Origin of the sequence: Micromonospora sp. NBC_00389, from assembly GCF_036059255.1 — a bacterium.
GTDB lineage: Bacteria > Actinomycetota > Actinomycetes > Mycobacteriales > Micromonosporaceae > Micromonospora.
On the sequence record NZ_CP107947.1, the window covers coordinates 6,300,320 to 6,314,296 of the forward strand.

Sequence of the window (13,977 nt, forward strand, 5' to 3'; positions counted from 1 at the left end):
GCGGTCACTGGCAGGCCTCGCACGACTCGGGGTTCTCCAACGAGCAGGCCAGTGCCTCCGCGTCGGTGGCCGCGGGTGCGACAAGGGCGACGGCGGTGGGCGCGACGGTGGCCTGCTGGATCCGGGTGGCGGGGCGGGAACGCAGGTAGTAGGTGGTCTTCAGCCCGGCCTTCCAGGCGTACAGGTACATCGAGGAGAGCTTGCCGATGGTGGGCGAGGCCAGGAAGAGGTTCAGCGACTGGGACTGGTCGATGAACGGTGCGCGGGCGGCGGCCAGGTCGATCAGTGCCCGCTGCGGCAGCTCCCAGGCGGTGCGGAACAGCTCCCGGACGTCGGTCGGCAGCTCCGCGATGTCCTGCACCGACCCCTCGGCGCGCCTGATCGCCGACCTGATCCGGTCGGTCCACAGGCCACGGGTCTTCAGCTCGCGTACCAGAGCGGTGTTGACCTGGAGGAACTCCCCCGACAGCGTCTCGCGCTTGAACAGGTTGGACACCTGCGGCTCGACGCACTCGTAACAACCGGCGATCGACGCGATGGTGGCGGTCGGGGCGACCGCCACCAGCAGCGAGTTGCGCAGCCCGTAGGCCTCGACCCGCTCCCGCAGCTCGGCCCACCGTGCGGTCTGCGTTCCCTCGACCCCCCACAGGTCGGGCTGCAACTGCCCCCGCGCTGCCCGAGTCTGCCCGTACGCCGGGTGCGCGCCGAAACGGCGGGCCAGCTCGGCGGACGTCTCCAGGGCGGTCAGGTACAGCTCCTCGCTGATCCGGGTGGACAGCTCCCGGGCGGCCGGGGAGTCGAACGGCAGCCGCAGCGCGAAGAACACGTCCTGCAGGCCCATCAGCCCGAGCCCGACCGGCCGCCAGCGGGGGTTGCTCGCCGCCGCCTGCGGGGTCGGGTAGTAGTTGATGTCGATGACCCGGTCGAGGAACGTCACCGCGGTACGGACCGTGGCGCGCAGCCGTTCCCAGTCGACGCCGCCGTCGGTGAGGTGGGCGGCGAGGTTCACCGAGCCGAGGTTGCACACGGCGGTCTCGGCGTCGCTGGACACCTCGATGATCTCGGTGCAGAGGTTGGACAGGTGCACCACGTTGCCCGGCTCGGCGGTCTGGTTGCACAGCCGGTTCGCCGCGTCCTTGAAGGTCATCCACCCGTTGCCGGTCTGGGCCAGGGTGCGCATCATCTTCCCGTACAGCTCCCGCGCCGGGACCTGCCGCACGTAGCGGCCCTGCGCCTCGGCCGCCCGGTACGCGGCGTCGAACCGCTCCCCCCACAGGTCGGGCAGTTCCGGTACCTCGTGCGGGTCGAACAGCGACCACAGCTCGTCGGCCTCGACACGGCGCATGAACTCGTCGGGGATCCAGTTGGCCAGGTTCAGGTTGTGGGTACGCCGGGCGTCCTCGCCGGTGTTGTCCCGCAGTTGCAGGAACTCCTCGACGTCGGGGTGCCACGGTTCCAGGTAGACGCAGGCCGCGCCCTTGCGCCGGCCGCCCTGGTTGACCGCCGCGACGCTCGCGTCCAGTGTGCGCAGCCACGGCACGATCCCGTTGGACTGCCCGTTCGTGCCGCGGATCAGCGAGCCCCGGGACCGGACCCGGGAGTACGCGATGCCGATGCCGCCGGCGAACTTGGACAGGTTGGCGACCTGGGCGTACCGCTGGTAGATCGAGTCCAACTCATCACGCGGGGAGTCGACCAGGTAGCAGGAGGACATCTGGGTGTGCCGGGTGCCGGAGTTGAACAGCGTCGGCGAGCTGGGCAGGTAGGCCAGGCTGGACATCAGCCGGTAGAAGTCGACCGCCTCGTCCGGCGTACGGGACAACCCGCAGGCCACCCGCAGCAGCCAGTACTGCGGGGTCTCCAGCACCAGCCGGCTGCTCGGGTGGCGCAGCAGATACCGGTCGTACACCGTGCGCAGGCCGAAGTACTCGAACCGCCGGTCGCCGCCCGCATCGACGGCATCGTCGAGGGTACGGGCGTGCGCGGCGACGAACGCGGCGGTGTCGTCTCCGATCAGGCCCTCGGCGTGGCTGATCCGGATCGCCGCGCTGAACGAGGTGATGCCCTGCCGGCGGACCTCCTTGTCGACGTAGCCGGCCAGCAGCCGGGCGGCGAGGCGGGAGTACTGCGGTTCCTCGCCGATCATCTCGGCGGCGGTCTGAATGGACAGCCGGTCCAGTTCGGCGGTCGTCGCGCCGTCGTACAGGCCGCTGATCGTGCGGGTCGCCACCCGCAGCGGGTCGACGTCGGTGAGGTCGTCGGTCCACCGCTCGACCGCTCGAACGATCTTGTTCACGTCAACCGGTTCGCTGGCGCCGTCGCGTTTGCGGACATGCATCTGCGTCCGCCGCCGGCCGGGCGGGGTCGGGTCGCCGGTGACCGGAGCTACCTGGGTGACCGTCACTACTCACTCCTCGCGAGTTCGAGACCTGATGGCCCTCGGACACGAGGAGACAGACACCGGCGGACGCCACGCCGACGGGCGTGGGTCAGGTGGCGTCAGCCGTCCCACGCGGCGTCGGACCGCCGCCCACCCGGGTGCGGGTGCACGGCGCGCTGGCAGGTCTTCGGACTTGCGGGCACGACCGGACTCGCCGGTCTCCTACTGGCCGTCGCTTCCCAGGCCGCTTGGCGGCCCAGTGCTGATGACGGCGGTCGTTCCCACTCACCGCTGCGGGGCAGTCCCGGATTTCCACCGGGTTCCCTCTTGCCTCGACCCTCTGGATGAGCGGCCGAACCAGCTGCGCTCGACACCATATATAGGGAGGGACGCCGTTGTCACACCCCACATGTCGGTCCCGGGCGTGTCGGTGGCCGGACTGGTGACGGCCGTCACCGACGCCTGAGACCGTCCACCCCGATGCCGCGGGGACCGGGTTGACCGTTCGGACCGGCACCGATACGGTCGACCCACTATCTGCGGCGACGCGAGGGAAGCCGGTGTGAATCCGGCGCGGTCGCGCCACTGTGAGCGGTCCCCATCCTCTACGGGAGGGGCCGCGAGCCAGGACACTCGGTCGTCCGCAGCCTTGCGATGGGGACGCGTCATCCCCGAGGAGGTTCGCGTACGCATGTCCAGCTCCACGTCCAGCCAGCCGTTGGTGCATCCCGCTGGCACTACCCGTCTCCTGTGGACGGTTCTGGCCGCCGTCGCCGTGCTCACGCTGCTGGCCTATCTCGTCGCCTTTGACCAGGGGGCGGTCTCGCGCAGCGGGATGTACCTGCACGAGCTGATGCACGACGGCCGGCACCTGCTCGGTGTCCCGTGCCACTGACCGCCACCAGGGCCGCGCCCACGTTCGTCAGCGTTCTCCTTCGCGGGCTGCTCGCCGGCCTGGCCGCGGGTCTGCTCGCCGGAACGTTCGCCTACGTCGCCGGTGAACCACACGTCGAGGGGGCCATCGCCATCGAGCAGGCCGCGGCGCACGCCGAGCCCGCCGGTGGCGGACACGATCACGAGGATGCCCTGGTCAGCAGGTCTGGCCAGCGTGGCGGCCTGTTCCTGGCCACCGGTCTGTTCGGCGCCGCGATGGGTGGCCTGCTGGCCACCGCGTACGTCCTGCTGTGTCGCCGGCGGCGGGCCTACGACGACGGACGGTCGGGTCTGCTGCTGGCCGGTGCTGCGCTGCTCGGCGTGGTGATCGTGCCGTTCATCAAGTACCCGGCCAATCCCCCGGCCGTCGGTGACCCGGCCACCATCGACCAGCGCACCGGCACCTACCTGCTGATGGTGGTGCTCGGCCTGGTGGCCGTCTGGGCCGGCTCGCTGGGCTACCGAGCGCTCGGCGACGGGGCGCCACAGTGGCTTCGGGCCACCACGGCCCTCGGCGGATTCCTGCTGGTCACCGCGGTGTCCTACGTGGTGCTGCCGTCGTTCCAGGAGGTCCCGGACGACTTTCCCGCCGCCCTGCTGTGGGACTTCCGACTGGCCTCCCTCGGCACCCAGGTGGTGCTCTGGACCGGAATCGGCCTGCTGTTCGCGGCCCTGATGAACCACGAACGGCGTCGCGGAACCGCCAGCGCACCCCTGAGCACGTGACCGCCACCAGCCTGCGGCTGGTTGCCCACGGTCACACCGCCGCCCTGCGGCGGGCCCGGTTCGGCGGGAAGAACGACAGCCTGGACGAGGGCGGCCTGCGAGCCGCCCTCGCCCTGGCCTCCGCCGCGCCGGGCCAGCGGTCGATCCTGGGCGCCACCGACGTCTGCCTGTCCAGTCCAGCGGCGGCGGCCACCCAGACCGCGCACGCCCTCGGCCTGACGCCCACCATCGAAGCGGCGCTGGCCGACTGCGACTACGGACACTGGTCCGGACGGCTGCTGGAGGAGGTCGGCACCGAGCAGCCCCAGGCGCTGCGCGAGTGGCTGTCCGCACCGGACGCCGCGCCGCACGGAGGGGAATCAGTCCTGTCGCTGCGGGACCGGGTCGGCCGCTGGCTGGACGGGCAGCGCGGCCGTGGCCAGCGGATCACCGCCGTCACCCACCCGATCGTGCTCCGGGTTGCGATCGTCCACGCCCTCGATCTGCCGTTGGCGACGTTCCGGCAACTGGACGTCGAGCCGCTGGCGATCGTCCGGCTCACCGGCGACGGGTCACGGTGGCGGCTACGACTGGGCGCGCCGCCGGCGTGCGGGACACCGAACGTCGGTGCGGACCACCAACCTACGACCGCGAAGCGACCGGCATGAGAGGCGGGACCGCGCGTCAGGAGTCGGAGCGCCCGATCCTGACGGCGACGCCGTCGAGGATCAACTCCAGTCCGAGCGTGAAGTCCGCGTCAGCGATCGTCGCGTCAGGGGTGTCGGACGGCGGCGCCTCGAACAGCGTCGAGGAGAACAGCCGGGCTGTCTCGGGGAAGCGCTCGGGTTCGACGAGACGCACCAGCGCGCGGCCGTAGTCGCGCTCGGCGTCGGCCTGCCCCTGGCCTTCGGCCCTGCCCTCGGCGAGGTCGCTGTACTGCCGTACGGACTGGACCACGTAGCCGTTGATCAGCGACAGGACGCCGATCTTGTGTGCCCAGTCGAGCCGGGTACGGGACATGACCGCCAGCCCGGTCTCCATCCAGGCGATCTGATTCGGGCCGGAGGGCGGTCCGGAGGTGGGCACGCGTGTCAGCCACGGCCGACGCTGGAACACCGCGCGTTGCGCGAAGGCCCAACCGCTCAGCCCGTCCCGCCAGTCGTCGGTGCGGGGGTCCGGCGGTACGCCCATGGCGGCGTCGGCCATGAGCGTGAGCAACTCGTCCTTGGAGCCGACGTACCGGTAGAGCGACATTCCGGTGAAGCCGAGGACCTTGGCAACCTTGGGAAGCGTCACGCCGCCGAGCCCGTCGCGGTCGGCGATATCCACCGCCGCAGCGACGACCCGATTGACGTCGAGGGCTGCCGGCCGCCCGAGCCGCGACGACTCGGACATGCCCCACAGCCGGCGCAGCCGAGCCGGAACGAAGTCGTCGCTGGTCATGGCCCCCTCGTTCGCCTCCGGAATTCAGGGCTCATCATGCCAGACGGCATTAGTATGCCCGTGATACTTTCTCCGACATACTAAAGCCGGACGGGGAGAGGGACGACATGAGCATCGACACCGCACCACGCACATCGAGAGGGCCGGTGCTTCGCGCCGAACGCGCCCTCGCACCGGACCTGGCCCGCGGAGCGATGCTGCTGATCATCGCGTTGGCCAACGTCGCCGGAGTCGTCTTCGCTGGCGAGCCGGGCCTCGACAGCGCGCCGCAAGGTGTGGACCGCGGCCTCAACTTCCTGCTGTTCGAACTCGTCCACGCACGCGGCTACCCGGTCTTCGCCGTGATGTTCGGCTACGGACTCGTCCAGCTCGCCCGGCGCCAGGACGCCTCCGGCGCCACACGGCAGCAGGTCCGCTCCGTGCTGTTGCGCCGCAACCTGTGGCTCGTCGTCTTCGGGTTCGCGCACGCCGCTCTGCTCTACTACGGCGACTTCCTCGGCGCGTACGGGATCGTGGGGATCGTGATGACCCTGGCGCTGCTGCGCCGCGGTGACAGGTTCCACCGGATCGCGCTGGTGCTGTGGGCACTGGCGGTCGTGGAGATCCTGGTCCTCAGCGCCGTCGTGGTGAGCCGCATCGGGGGCCCGGGCGGATCGGCTCCGCTGCCGTCGGACCACGTCGACTCCCTCGCGGCGCCCGACTACGTCACGTCCATCCTGGACCGCCTCGCCGAGTGGCCGGCGCACACGCTGACCGTCTTGCCCTTCATCTTCATCACCTGGCTGGGCATGTGGGCGGCCCGCCGCCGCGTCCTCGAAGAGTTGGCCCGCCACCGGACCCTGCTCAGGTGGACCGCCGCCCTGGGACTGGGGATCGCCGTCGCCGGAGGTCTCCCGGCTGCCCTGGTCAGCGCCGGGTGGCTGCACGTCGACACGTCGACCGCCAGTCTGAGCCTCATGCTCCACGGCGCCAGCGGCATGTTCGCCGGCCCCGGCTACGTGGCCGTCTTCGGCCTGGTCGCCATGCGGGTCATCCGGCCCGGTCCCGTCGTCGGCGCGCTCTCCGCCCTGGGCCAGCGCTCCCTGTCGGGATACCTGTTCCAGTCGGTGGCCTGGCTGGTCCTCCTGGCACCCTTCACGCTCGCCCTCGGCGACCGTTTCGGCAGCCGTACCGTTGGCGGCCTGATCATCGCGGTCGTCGTCTGGCTGGTGACCGTGCTGATCGCCCGCCTGCTCGACAAGCGCGGGCGGCCCGGGCCCGCCGAGGTCGTCCTGCGCAGATTGACCTACGGGCCCCGGACCTAGGACCCAGGTGTACGACGCCCCTCCGGCTCACCGGCCGGAGGGGCGCGCGGTGCGCGCTGGAGTGGATCCCAGCGTGCACCGTACGGCGGTGCGGACTCGAATCACCTGCCACGCACAGGTTGTCCGACGCCGGACGGGCGGAAGCTGGTTGCGTCTGTTCGACCAGCCGGAGTTCGGGCAGTCGACCCGCCGAGGCACCCGCCCGGAAGAAGACAGGTATCAGAATGCGCAAGTGGCTGCCGCTGCTGACGGTCTGCCTGGGTACGCTCATGCTCCTGATCGACGTCACGATCGTGATCGTCGCCCTGCCCGACATGGTCGATGTCCTGGACGCGTCCTTCCGGGCATTGCAGTGGGTCATGGACGCCTACGCTCTCGCGCTGGGCGCACTGGTGCTCGGCGCCGGCTCGATCGCCGACCGGGTGGGCCACCGCCGGGCCTACGTCGTCGGGCTCGCGCTCTTCGCCGTCTCGTGGCTGATGTGTGGTCTCGCGCCGAACTCGGGCGCGTTGATCGCCGCGCGCGCCGTACAGGGCGTCGGCGCGGCGGCCATGTTCGCCACCACGTTCGCCCTGCTCAACAACGCCTACACCGGTCGCGACCGGGGAAGCGCCTACGGCATCTGGGGCGCGGTGTCGGGTGCCTCGGCCGCGCTGGGGCCGATCCTCGGCGGGTTGCTCACCGAGGGCGCGTCGTGGCGCTGGATCTTCCTCGTCAACCTGCCGGTCAGCGCCGCCGCCATCCTGCTGTGTCGCACGACGCTCACTGAAGCCCACGCGCCGGTACGCCGCAGGATCGACGTCCCTGGCATGGCGAGTTTCAGCGCCGCCGCGGCCTGCGCGACCTACGGACTCATCCGCGCGAACGAGGACGGTTGGTCCTCCGTCGGTGTCTGGTGGCTGCTGGTGGGCGCGGCGCTCCTGCTGGCCGGGTTCGTCGCGATCGAGGCCCGCACCCGACACGCCATGTTCGATCTCGCCCTCCTGCGCAACCGCTCGTTCGTCGCGGTGCTGCTCGCTGGGCTGCTGCTGACGTTCGCCGCTTTCACCACGTTCACCTACACCTCGATCTGGCTCCAGTCCGTGCTGGGAATGAGCCCGCTCGCGGCGGGGCTCACCGGCCTGCCGCTGTCCGTCACCGCGTTCGGCGTCTCGGCGGTGCTGGGGCGGGTGTTGCACGGCCGCCGGCCAGACCTGGTGATCGGCGCCGGGCTGCTGTTCGTCGGGCTCGGCAGCCTGCTCACGGCGGCGCTCCTGCGCGGTCCGGCCGGTTGGCCGTCGCTGCTGCCCGGGCTCGCTCTCGTCGGCGTCGGCGTCGGCCTCGCGACACCCATCCTCGGCTCGTTCTCCATGTCCCTGGTACCCGCCGACCGCGGAGGCATGGCGGCCGGAGCGGTCAACACCGCCCGCCAACTCGGCTTCGCCTTCGGCATCGCCGCGCTCGGCAGCGTGTTCACCACCCGCGCCCAGAGCATCCTGGCCGGACGTGACATTCCGGACCCGGGGCGCGTCGCGCACGCCATCGTCGGCGGGCAGACACCCGGCCTGCTGCGTGCCGCTCCGGCAGCCGGTCGGCAACTGCTGGACAGCGCGGCACACGCCGCCGGAGTGGCCGGCGTCCAGGCGACCTTCGCCGTGGCCGGAGCCGTCGGGGTCATCGCCGGCCTGCTCGTGACCGTCCTCATGCGACCCGGCAGACCACGCCCCGCTGCCTCGGCAGACCGTCCGCCCGTCGCGGAAGGAGCGGGCGCTGACGGTGGCCCCGGGCCCGGGAGTCCTGCCCGGTCCGGTACCGGCAGGTGGGCGACCTGGCCAGCACAGCGACGGTGAGCAGGCATGGTCACGGCCGGAACGGGAATCGGAGAACCGCCAGCAGGACTGACGGAGGAGACGCGCCATGACGGACCCACCGCGCACCGGGTCGACGGACGGCGGCTTCGCCCTCGTGGAGATGTTCACCTCCCAGGGCTGCTCGAGCTGTCCTCCGGCGGAGGAAGTGCTGACCGAGATCGAGAGCGATGCCCGGACCCGGGGACAGCCTGTCTTCGCCCTCGGATTCCACGTCGACTACTGGGACGATCTGGGCTGGCCGGATCCGTTCGCCGACGCGGCGTACACCGCGCGACAGCAGGCGTACGCGCGGGCCTTCGGCTCCGGGCGCTTGTACACCCCGCAGATGGTGGTCAACGGCACCGTCGAGTTCGTCGGTTCCGACCGTCGACGGGCGTCGGCCGCGATCGCGGCCGCGCTGACCTCGGCAACCCCCACACCGCTCGCCCTGTCGGTCCAGGACTCCGCCGGAGGCGCCGGCGGCGGACAGCGCGTGATGATCGACTATCAGACCGAGCGTCCGCCGCAGCGCGCGGTGGTGAACGTGGCGATCGTGGAACGCGGCCTGGAGAGCGACGTCGCCCGGGGTGAGAATGCCGGCCGGACGCTGCGGCAGGACAACGTGGTGCGCGCCTTCACGTCGTTGGGTCTGGACGCCGAGCGTGGGCGGGTGGAACTGGAGACGCCGCCAGATCTTGACCCTCGACGGGCCGCGGTGGTCGGCTACGTGCAGAACGACGGTGACAAGGCCGTCGTCGGCGCCGTGGCCATCGACCTGTCCGCCGAGCCTCGGTAACAGCCCGGATCGCCGGGAGTCAGAAGCGCAGCCCTGCCGCGAGTTCGCCGATCGCCCTCGTCGCATACCGCTGCATCCCCGGACCGAAGGTGATGCGCGTGGCGCCCAGCCGTCCCAACTCGGCCACCGACTCCTTGTCCGTGTCGGCCGCCATGTTGAGCGGACCCTCGATGCCCTCCCGCAGCACCGGGAGCACCTCGAGCGGCGCCAGGAGCGGGTACACGCAGTCGGCGCCGGCGGCCACGTACAGACGTGCGCGCGCCACGGCGTCGGCCGGGTCACCCGTCCCGACCAGGAAGGTGTCGACGCGCGCGTTGATGAAGAGTGCGTCGCCCGCTTCGGCCCGTACCTCGGCCAGCCAGTCCGCGTGCCGCTGCGGATCCTTGAGCGTGGCGTGGTTCTCGGAGTCCTCCAGATTGCAGCCGACGGCGCCCGCCTCCAGGAGCCGCCCGACCAACTCCCCGGGAGCGAGGCCGTAACCGCCCTCGATGTCAGCGGACACGGGCACCGGGACGGCCCGGACGATCCTCGCCACCGCGGCGAACATCTCGTCCGGCGGGGTTGCGCCGTCCTCGTAACCGAGCGAAGCGGCGACCCCGGCGCTCGGGGTGGCGAGCGCCGGGAAGCCGGCGTCGGCGAAGACCCGGGCACTGGCCGCGTCCCACGGCCCGGGCAGGACCAGCGGGTCACCGGCGGCACGGCCGTGATGCAGGGCGCGGAAGGTGGAGGCGGTCATCTTTTTCACGTCTCCCGAAGGGATGCGGACGGTGTTGGTACGGACCGAAGGTGCGCGGACCGCTCGGCCGATGTGCCCGCTGTGAGCGCAGCGGGACCCACAACGTACCTCTGGACAGCCGAGCCGCAGACGCCTGGTTCCGATCCGGTCAGGCGGTGTACCCGCCGTTGGAGTCGAGCACGGCGCCGGTGATGTACGAGGCGGCCGGGCTGGCCAGGAAGGTGACGGCCGCCGCGGTCTCGGCCGGGTCGCTGAGCCGCTGGAGGGCGAGGCTCGACACCAGGGTCTTGAGGACCTCCGGGTTCGGCGGCTCCATGCCGGTCAGCATCAGGCCGGCCTGCACCATGTTGACGGTGATGCCGCGCGGTGCCAGGTCGCGGGCGACGCCCCTGGTGTAGCCGATGAGCCCGGCTTTGGTCGCGGCGTAGTCAGCGAGGCCGGGGACCCCGACGCGGGAGCCGACGCCCGAGCCGATGTTGACGATCCGGCCGTTGTCGCGCAACACCTTCGCCGCAGAGCGGATGATTGCGATGACGCCGGTGTAGTTGGTGGCGTGCATCCGGTCCAGGGCGGCGATGTCCGCGTCGGGGTCGTCGACCGTTCTGCCCTGCTCCACGGAGATGGCGGCGTTGTTGACCAGGATGTCCAGGCCGCCGAACCGGGCCACGACATCGTTGATCAGTTGGGGTGCCCGCGAGGTGTCCGCCTGGTCGTTCTGGAAGGCGGCGGCGCGTACGCCCCGGCCCGTCAACTCCTTGACGACCTCGGCGGCCTTGTCGGCGGAGCCGACGTAGGTGATCGCGACGTCCGCGCCGGAGTCGGCCAACGAACGGGCCGTGGCCGCGCCGAGGCCCCGGGAACCGCCGGTGACGAGGGCGATCTTGCCTTGGAGAGGTTGTGACATGAGTGTTCCCTTCACGTGACCAGGTTTTTGACTGCTCGGTCCACCATACGGTTGGTGGACCGGTCGGTCAATAATTGCTACGCTGGTCACATGGCCAGACCGCGGCAGTTCGACGAGGAGCAGGTGCTACGCGCCGTCCGGGACCAGTTCTGGGACGCCGGCTACGCGGCGACCTCGCTGGAGGACCTCATGCGCGTCAGCGGGCTGGGCAAGGGCAGCCTCTACGGGGCCTTCGGCGACAAGCATCAGCTCTTCCTTCGGGCGCTGCGCAGCTACACCGACACAAGCGGGGGCTACCTGCGGGAGATGCTCACCTCCACTCCCCGTGCCCTGGACGCCCTGCGGGCGTTCGTGATGGCACCGGTGAGCGACCCGGGCGGAATCGCCGCCCGCCGCGGCTGCCTCATGGCGAACAGCACCTGCGAGCTGGCCACCACCGACGCTGACGTCCTGGCGGAGGCGCGGCGCACCTACGAAAGCACCACCGCCCTGGTCGCCGAGTGCGTCGTACGAGCCCAGGACGAGGGTGACATGCCGAGCGGTGCCGACCCGGTCGAGACGGCGCGCGCACTGCTGGCCGCGCAGCAGGGGCTCGTGTTCATGGGCCGCACCGGCCTGGACATCGACAAGCTGACGGCGACGGCGCGTACCCTCACCGCCCAGTTCCTGCCGGAAGCCTGAGACCGGCGGTCACGCGCGGCCTCGTCGTCCGCTCAGCCGCTCTTGCGGGCCACGGCGCAGTATTCGGAGACGGGTGTGGTGTCGTTGCCGTCCGGACGCCACTGGGAGCAGGTGAGCAGGCCGGGCTCGAGGATGTCGAGGCCGTCGAAGAACCGGGTGATCTCCTGCGGTGTCCGCACGCACATCGGCGCGGCGCCGCCGGCGTTCCACATCTCCACGGCCTGGTCGACCGCTTCCGGGTTGACCTCGCGGGTCGGGTGGGAGATGACCAGGTAGCTGCCGGTGGGTACCGCGTCCACGAGACGCCGGACGATCCGCGTCGCCTCGTCGTCGTCGACGACGAAGTTCAGGATCCCCAACAGCATGATCGCCACCGGCTGTCCGAAGTCCAATGTCCGGCGGGCCTGCACGAGGATCGGGCCCGGGTCCCGCAGGTCGGCCTCAAGGTAGTCCGTGGCGCCCGCCGGGCTGCTGGTCAGCAGCGCCCGAGCGTGCACCAGCACCATCGGGTCGTTGTCGACGTAGACGATCCGCGATTCCGGGGCGGTCGCCTGGGCGACCTCGTGGGTGTTGTTCGCGGTGGGTAGGCCGGTGCCGATATCGAGGAACTGCCGGATGCCAGCGTCACCGGCGAGGTGCCGCACGGCACGGCCCAGAAACTCGCGGTTGAACCGGGCCGACTGGACCAACTCCGGCATGAAGGCGAGCACCTGCTCGGCGGCCTCCCGGTCAGCGGCAAAGTTGTCCTTGCCGCCGAGGAGGTAGTTCCACAACCGGGCCGAGTGCGGGACGCTGGTGTCCACTGTGCTCGCCCGGCCCCCGTCCGTGGAAGGCGCGTCCGTCACCGAGGCTCCTCTGGTTGTGACGTGGTTGGTCCCGGACACGATAGGCCCGCGCCCCGGTGACCTTCAATGCCTGAAGATCAAAGAAACAGCTGAGACGGGCTGAGCCCTTTCGGGTGTCCGGGCCTGTCCTGTTTTGTAGGTTCAGAGGTGACAGGAACCTTGCCAGGTTGCCAGCGCCTCCGCTCCCGGTCCGGCGTCCTAGAGGAGGCAGACGCCGTGACGTCGAGTCCGCTACCCCGGATTCTTCGCCGACGCGGCGCGCCCGAGTTTCCGACGTTCCTGGAGCTCTTCTTCGATCTGGTCTACATCTTCATGTTCTCCCGGCTCTCCGTGGGACTGGTCGACGATCTCAGCGTTCGTAACGCGGCGCAGACCGCCGTCCTGCTGCTGGCCGCATGGTGGGTCTGGGTGTTGACCGCGTGGCTCACCGACCTGTTCAATCCGCGGCTACCGCTGATCCAGGCCACCGTTCTCGTGGTCATGTTCGGCACCCTGTTGATGGCCGTCGCGGTGCCGCGTGCCTTCGGCACACACGCGTGGCTCTTCGTCGCGGCGTACTTCGCCATCCACCTCGCCCGGGATTCGGTTCTCATTCCCGGCACCCGGGTGAACCGGCCAATCCAGGCCAGGAGCATCCGGGTCTTCTTCTGGTTCGGTGTGACCGTCGGGCCATGGGTGGCTGGCGTGTTCGTGGACGGCACAGCCAGGCTGGTGCTCTGGTCCATCGCGGTGGCGGTCGACCTCGGGTCGGCCCGGATCGGTTGGCCGACGCCGGGGCTCGGTCGTACCGAACTCGCCAGCCAGATCTTCACCGGCGCACACCTGTCCGAACGACACCGACAGATCTTCATCATCTCGCTCGGCGAGTTGATCCTGACCATCGGGATGGGCCTGGCCGCCAGCGGCTTCGAGGCCGGCCGGGTGGTCGCGTGCACGATCGCGTTCGCCAACGCGCTCCTGCTGTTCCACATCTACTTCCACCGGATCCGGCAGCTACTGGCGCCGACCGCCGTCTCGACGGTGGAGCGGGTCCGCTCCGGCACCGCCACCTCGTACACCCACCTGGTCATGGTGGCGGGGGTGGTGGTCATCTCGGCCAGTGACTCACTCGTCATCGACCGCCCGTTCGGCGAGGCCCCGCCGGGCTGGATCGTCGCAATCCTGGGTGGGCCCGCACTCTTCCTGCTCGGTGGCTGCCTGTTCGACTTCGTGGTCACCGGCCGGATCCTCTGGTCACGGGTGGTGGGGGTCGTCGTGCTGGGCGCCGCCGGACCCGCGATGCCGCTGCTGCCACCGCTCGCCATCATGATCGTGGCGAACCTCGTCCTGCTGCTCACGCTGATCGTGGAGACGAGGGCCCCGCGCTCGCGGTTGACCAGTGCCCCGTTGCCCGCCGGGTGAGCCGCGGGAGTGCCGGCGCT

General features: G+C 70.6%; 13 protein-coding genes and 2 riboswitches. Of the genes, 8 read left to right on the plus strand and 5 right to left on the minus strand.

Going from position 1 to position 13,977, the window contains the following annotated elements; genetic code table 11:
* Window positions 1-4: 4 nt before the first annotated feature.
* Window positions 5-2,338: a ribonucleoside-diphosphate reductase subunit alpha gene (locus OG470_RS29840; protein WP_328426684.1), complete on the minus strand. Its 2,334-nt coding sequence runs from the start codon at window positions 2,336-2,338 to the stop codon at window positions 5-7.
* Window positions 2,339-2,541: 203 nt separating this feature from the next.
* A riboswitch (cobalamin riboswitch) is annotated at window positions 2,542-2,757 on the minus strand.
* Between the two features lie 132 nt (window positions 2,758-2,889).
* Window positions 2,890-3,036: riboswitch (cobalamin riboswitch) on the plus strand.
* Between the two features lie 35 nt (window positions 3,037-3,071).
* Here OG470_RS29840 and OG470_RS29845 point away from each other — a divergent pair.
* Genes OG470_RS29845 through OG470_RS29855 form a run of 3 tightly spaced genes read left to right on the plus strand, consistent with a single transcriptional unit; the run spans window position 3,072 to window position 4,686 of the window.
* A complete protein-coding gene (locus OG470_RS29845; protein ID WP_328417630.1) occupies window positions 3,072-3,275 on the plus strand; it encodes a CbtB domain-containing protein in 204 nt (67 codons plus the stop codon).
* Window positions 3,266-4,039 carry a CbtA family protein gene (locus OG470_RS29850; protein ID WP_328417632.1) on the plus strand — a complete coding sequence of 258 codons (774 nt, stop codon included), beginning with the start codon at window positions 3,266-3,268 and terminating at the stop codon, window positions 4,037-4,039. The genes OG470_RS29845 and OG470_RS29850 overlap by 10 nt, the downstream gene beginning before the upstream one ends.
* Window positions 4,036-4,686, plus strand: coding sequence for a histidine phosphatase family protein (locus OG470_RS29855; RefSeq protein WP_328417634.1), 651 nt, complete (start codon window positions 4,036-4,038; stop codon window positions 4,684-4,686). Before OG470_RS29850 ends, OG470_RS29855 begins: the two co-directional genes overlap by 4 nt.
* Before the next feature lie 16 nt (window positions 4,687-4,702).
* Here OG470_RS29855 and OG470_RS29860 read toward each other — a convergent pair whose 3' ends face one another.
* Window positions 4,703-5,461, minus strand: a complete 759-nt coding sequence (locus OG470_RS29860) for a TetR/AcrR family transcriptional regulator (RefSeq protein ID WP_328417636.1) — start codon at window positions 5,459-5,461, stop codon at window positions 4,703-4,705.
* 107 nt (window positions 5,462-5,568) lie between these two features.
* Between OG470_RS29860 and OG470_RS29865 the strand changes: the two genes are divergently transcribed.
* The 3 genes from OG470_RS29865 to OG470_RS29875 all read left to right on the plus strand — a co-directional run bounded on the left by OG470_RS29865 (window position 5,569) and on the right by OG470_RS29875 (window position 9,390).
* Window positions 5,569-6,765 carry a DUF418 domain-containing protein gene (locus tag OG470_RS29865; protein WP_328417638.1) on the plus strand — a complete coding sequence of 399 codons (1,197 nt, stop codon included), beginning with the start codon at window positions 5,569-5,571 and terminating at the stop codon, window positions 6,763-6,765.
* A 224-nt stretch (window positions 6,766-6,989) separates the two neighbouring features.
* Entirely contained in the window at window positions 6,990-8,594 is a 1,605-nt protein-coding gene (locus OG470_RS29870) for an MFS transporter (protein ID WP_328417640.1), read from the plus strand.
* Window positions 8,595-8,661: 67 nt separating this feature from the next.
* Window positions 8,662-9,390 (plus strand): DUF1223 domain-containing protein, encoded by a 729-nt coding sequence (locus OG470_RS29875; RefSeq protein ID WP_328417642.1) that lies wholly within the window; start codon window positions 8,662-8,664, stop codon window positions 9,388-9,390.
* Between the two features lie 19 nt (window positions 9,391-9,409).
* Here the strand turns inward: OG470_RS29875 and OG470_RS29880 are convergent, their stop codons facing one another.
* Entirely contained in the window at window positions 9,410-10,126 is a 717-nt protein-coding gene (locus OG470_RS29880) for an isocitrate lyase/PEP mutase family protein (RefSeq protein WP_328417644.1), read from the minus strand.
* Between the two features lie 148 nt (window positions 10,127-10,274).
* Window positions 10,275-11,030: an SDR family oxidoreductase gene (locus OG470_RS29885; RefSeq protein WP_328417646.1), complete on the minus strand. Its 756-nt coding sequence runs from the start codon at window positions 11,028-11,030 to the stop codon at window positions 10,275-10,277.
* A 90-nt stretch (window positions 11,031-11,120) separates the two neighbouring features.
* On the opposite strand from OG470_RS29885, the gene OG470_RS29890 reads away from it, so the two are divergent.
* On the plus strand, window positions 11,121-11,711 hold the full coding sequence (locus OG470_RS29890; RefSeq protein WP_328417648.1) for a TetR/AcrR family transcriptional regulator: 591 nt from the start codon (window positions 11,121-11,123) through the stop codon (window positions 11,709-11,711).
* Between the two features lie 32 nt (window positions 11,712-11,743).
* Here OG470_RS29890 and OG470_RS29895 read toward each other — a convergent pair whose 3' ends face one another.
* Window positions 11,744-12,556 (minus strand): SAM-dependent methyltransferase, encoded by an 813-nt coding sequence (locus OG470_RS29895; RefSeq protein ID WP_328417650.1) that lies wholly within the window; start codon window positions 12,554-12,556, stop codon window positions 11,744-11,746.
* Between the two features lie 216 nt (window positions 12,557-12,772).
* Here OG470_RS29895 and OG470_RS29900 point away from each other — a divergent pair, with 216 nt between their 5' ends.
* Entirely contained in the window at window positions 12,773-13,957 is a 1,185-nt protein-coding gene (locus OG470_RS29900; protein WP_328417652.1) for a low temperature requirement protein A, read from the plus strand.
* The last annotated feature ends 20 nt before the right edge of the window (window positions 13,958-13,977 follow it).

Bases quoted from the DNA above. Each gene is read 5' to 3' on its own strand.
- OG470_RS29865 (WP_328417638.1), top strand. From the start codon at position 5,569: ATGAGCATCGACACCGCACCACGCACATCGAGAGGGCCGGTGCTTCGC.
- OG470_RS29885 (WP_328417646.1), bottom strand. From the start codon at position 11,030: ATGTCACAACCTCTCCAAGGCAAGATCGCCCTCGTCACCGGCGGTTCC.
- OG470_RS29860 (WP_328417636.1), bottom strand. From the start codon at position 5,461: ATGACCAGCGACGACTTCGTTCCGGCTCGGCTGCGCCGGCTGTGGGGC.
- OG470_RS29890 (WP_328417648.1), top strand. From the start codon at position 11,121: ATGGCCAGACCGCGGCAGTTCGACGAGGAGCAGGTGCTACGCGCCGTC.
- OG470_RS29870 (WP_328417640.1), top strand. From the start codon at position 6,990: ATGCGCAAGTGGCTGCCGCTGCTGACGGTCTGCCTGGGTACGCTCATG.
- OG470_RS29875 (WP_328417642.1), top strand. From the start codon at position 8,662: ATGACGGACCCACCGCGCACCGGGTCGACGGACGGCGGCTTCGCCCTC.
- OG470_RS29880 (WP_328417644.1), bottom strand. From the start codon at position 10,126: ATGACCGCCTCCACCTTCCGCGCCCTGCATCACGGCCGTGCCGCCGGT.
- OG470_RS29845 (WP_328417630.1), top strand. From the start codon at position 3,072: ATGTCCAGCTCCACGTCCAGCCAGCCGTTGGTGCATCCCGCTGGCACT.
- OG470_RS29840 (WP_328426684.1), bottom strand. From the start codon at position 2,338: ATGCATGTCCGCAAACGCGACGGCGCCAGCGAACCGGTTGACGTGAAC.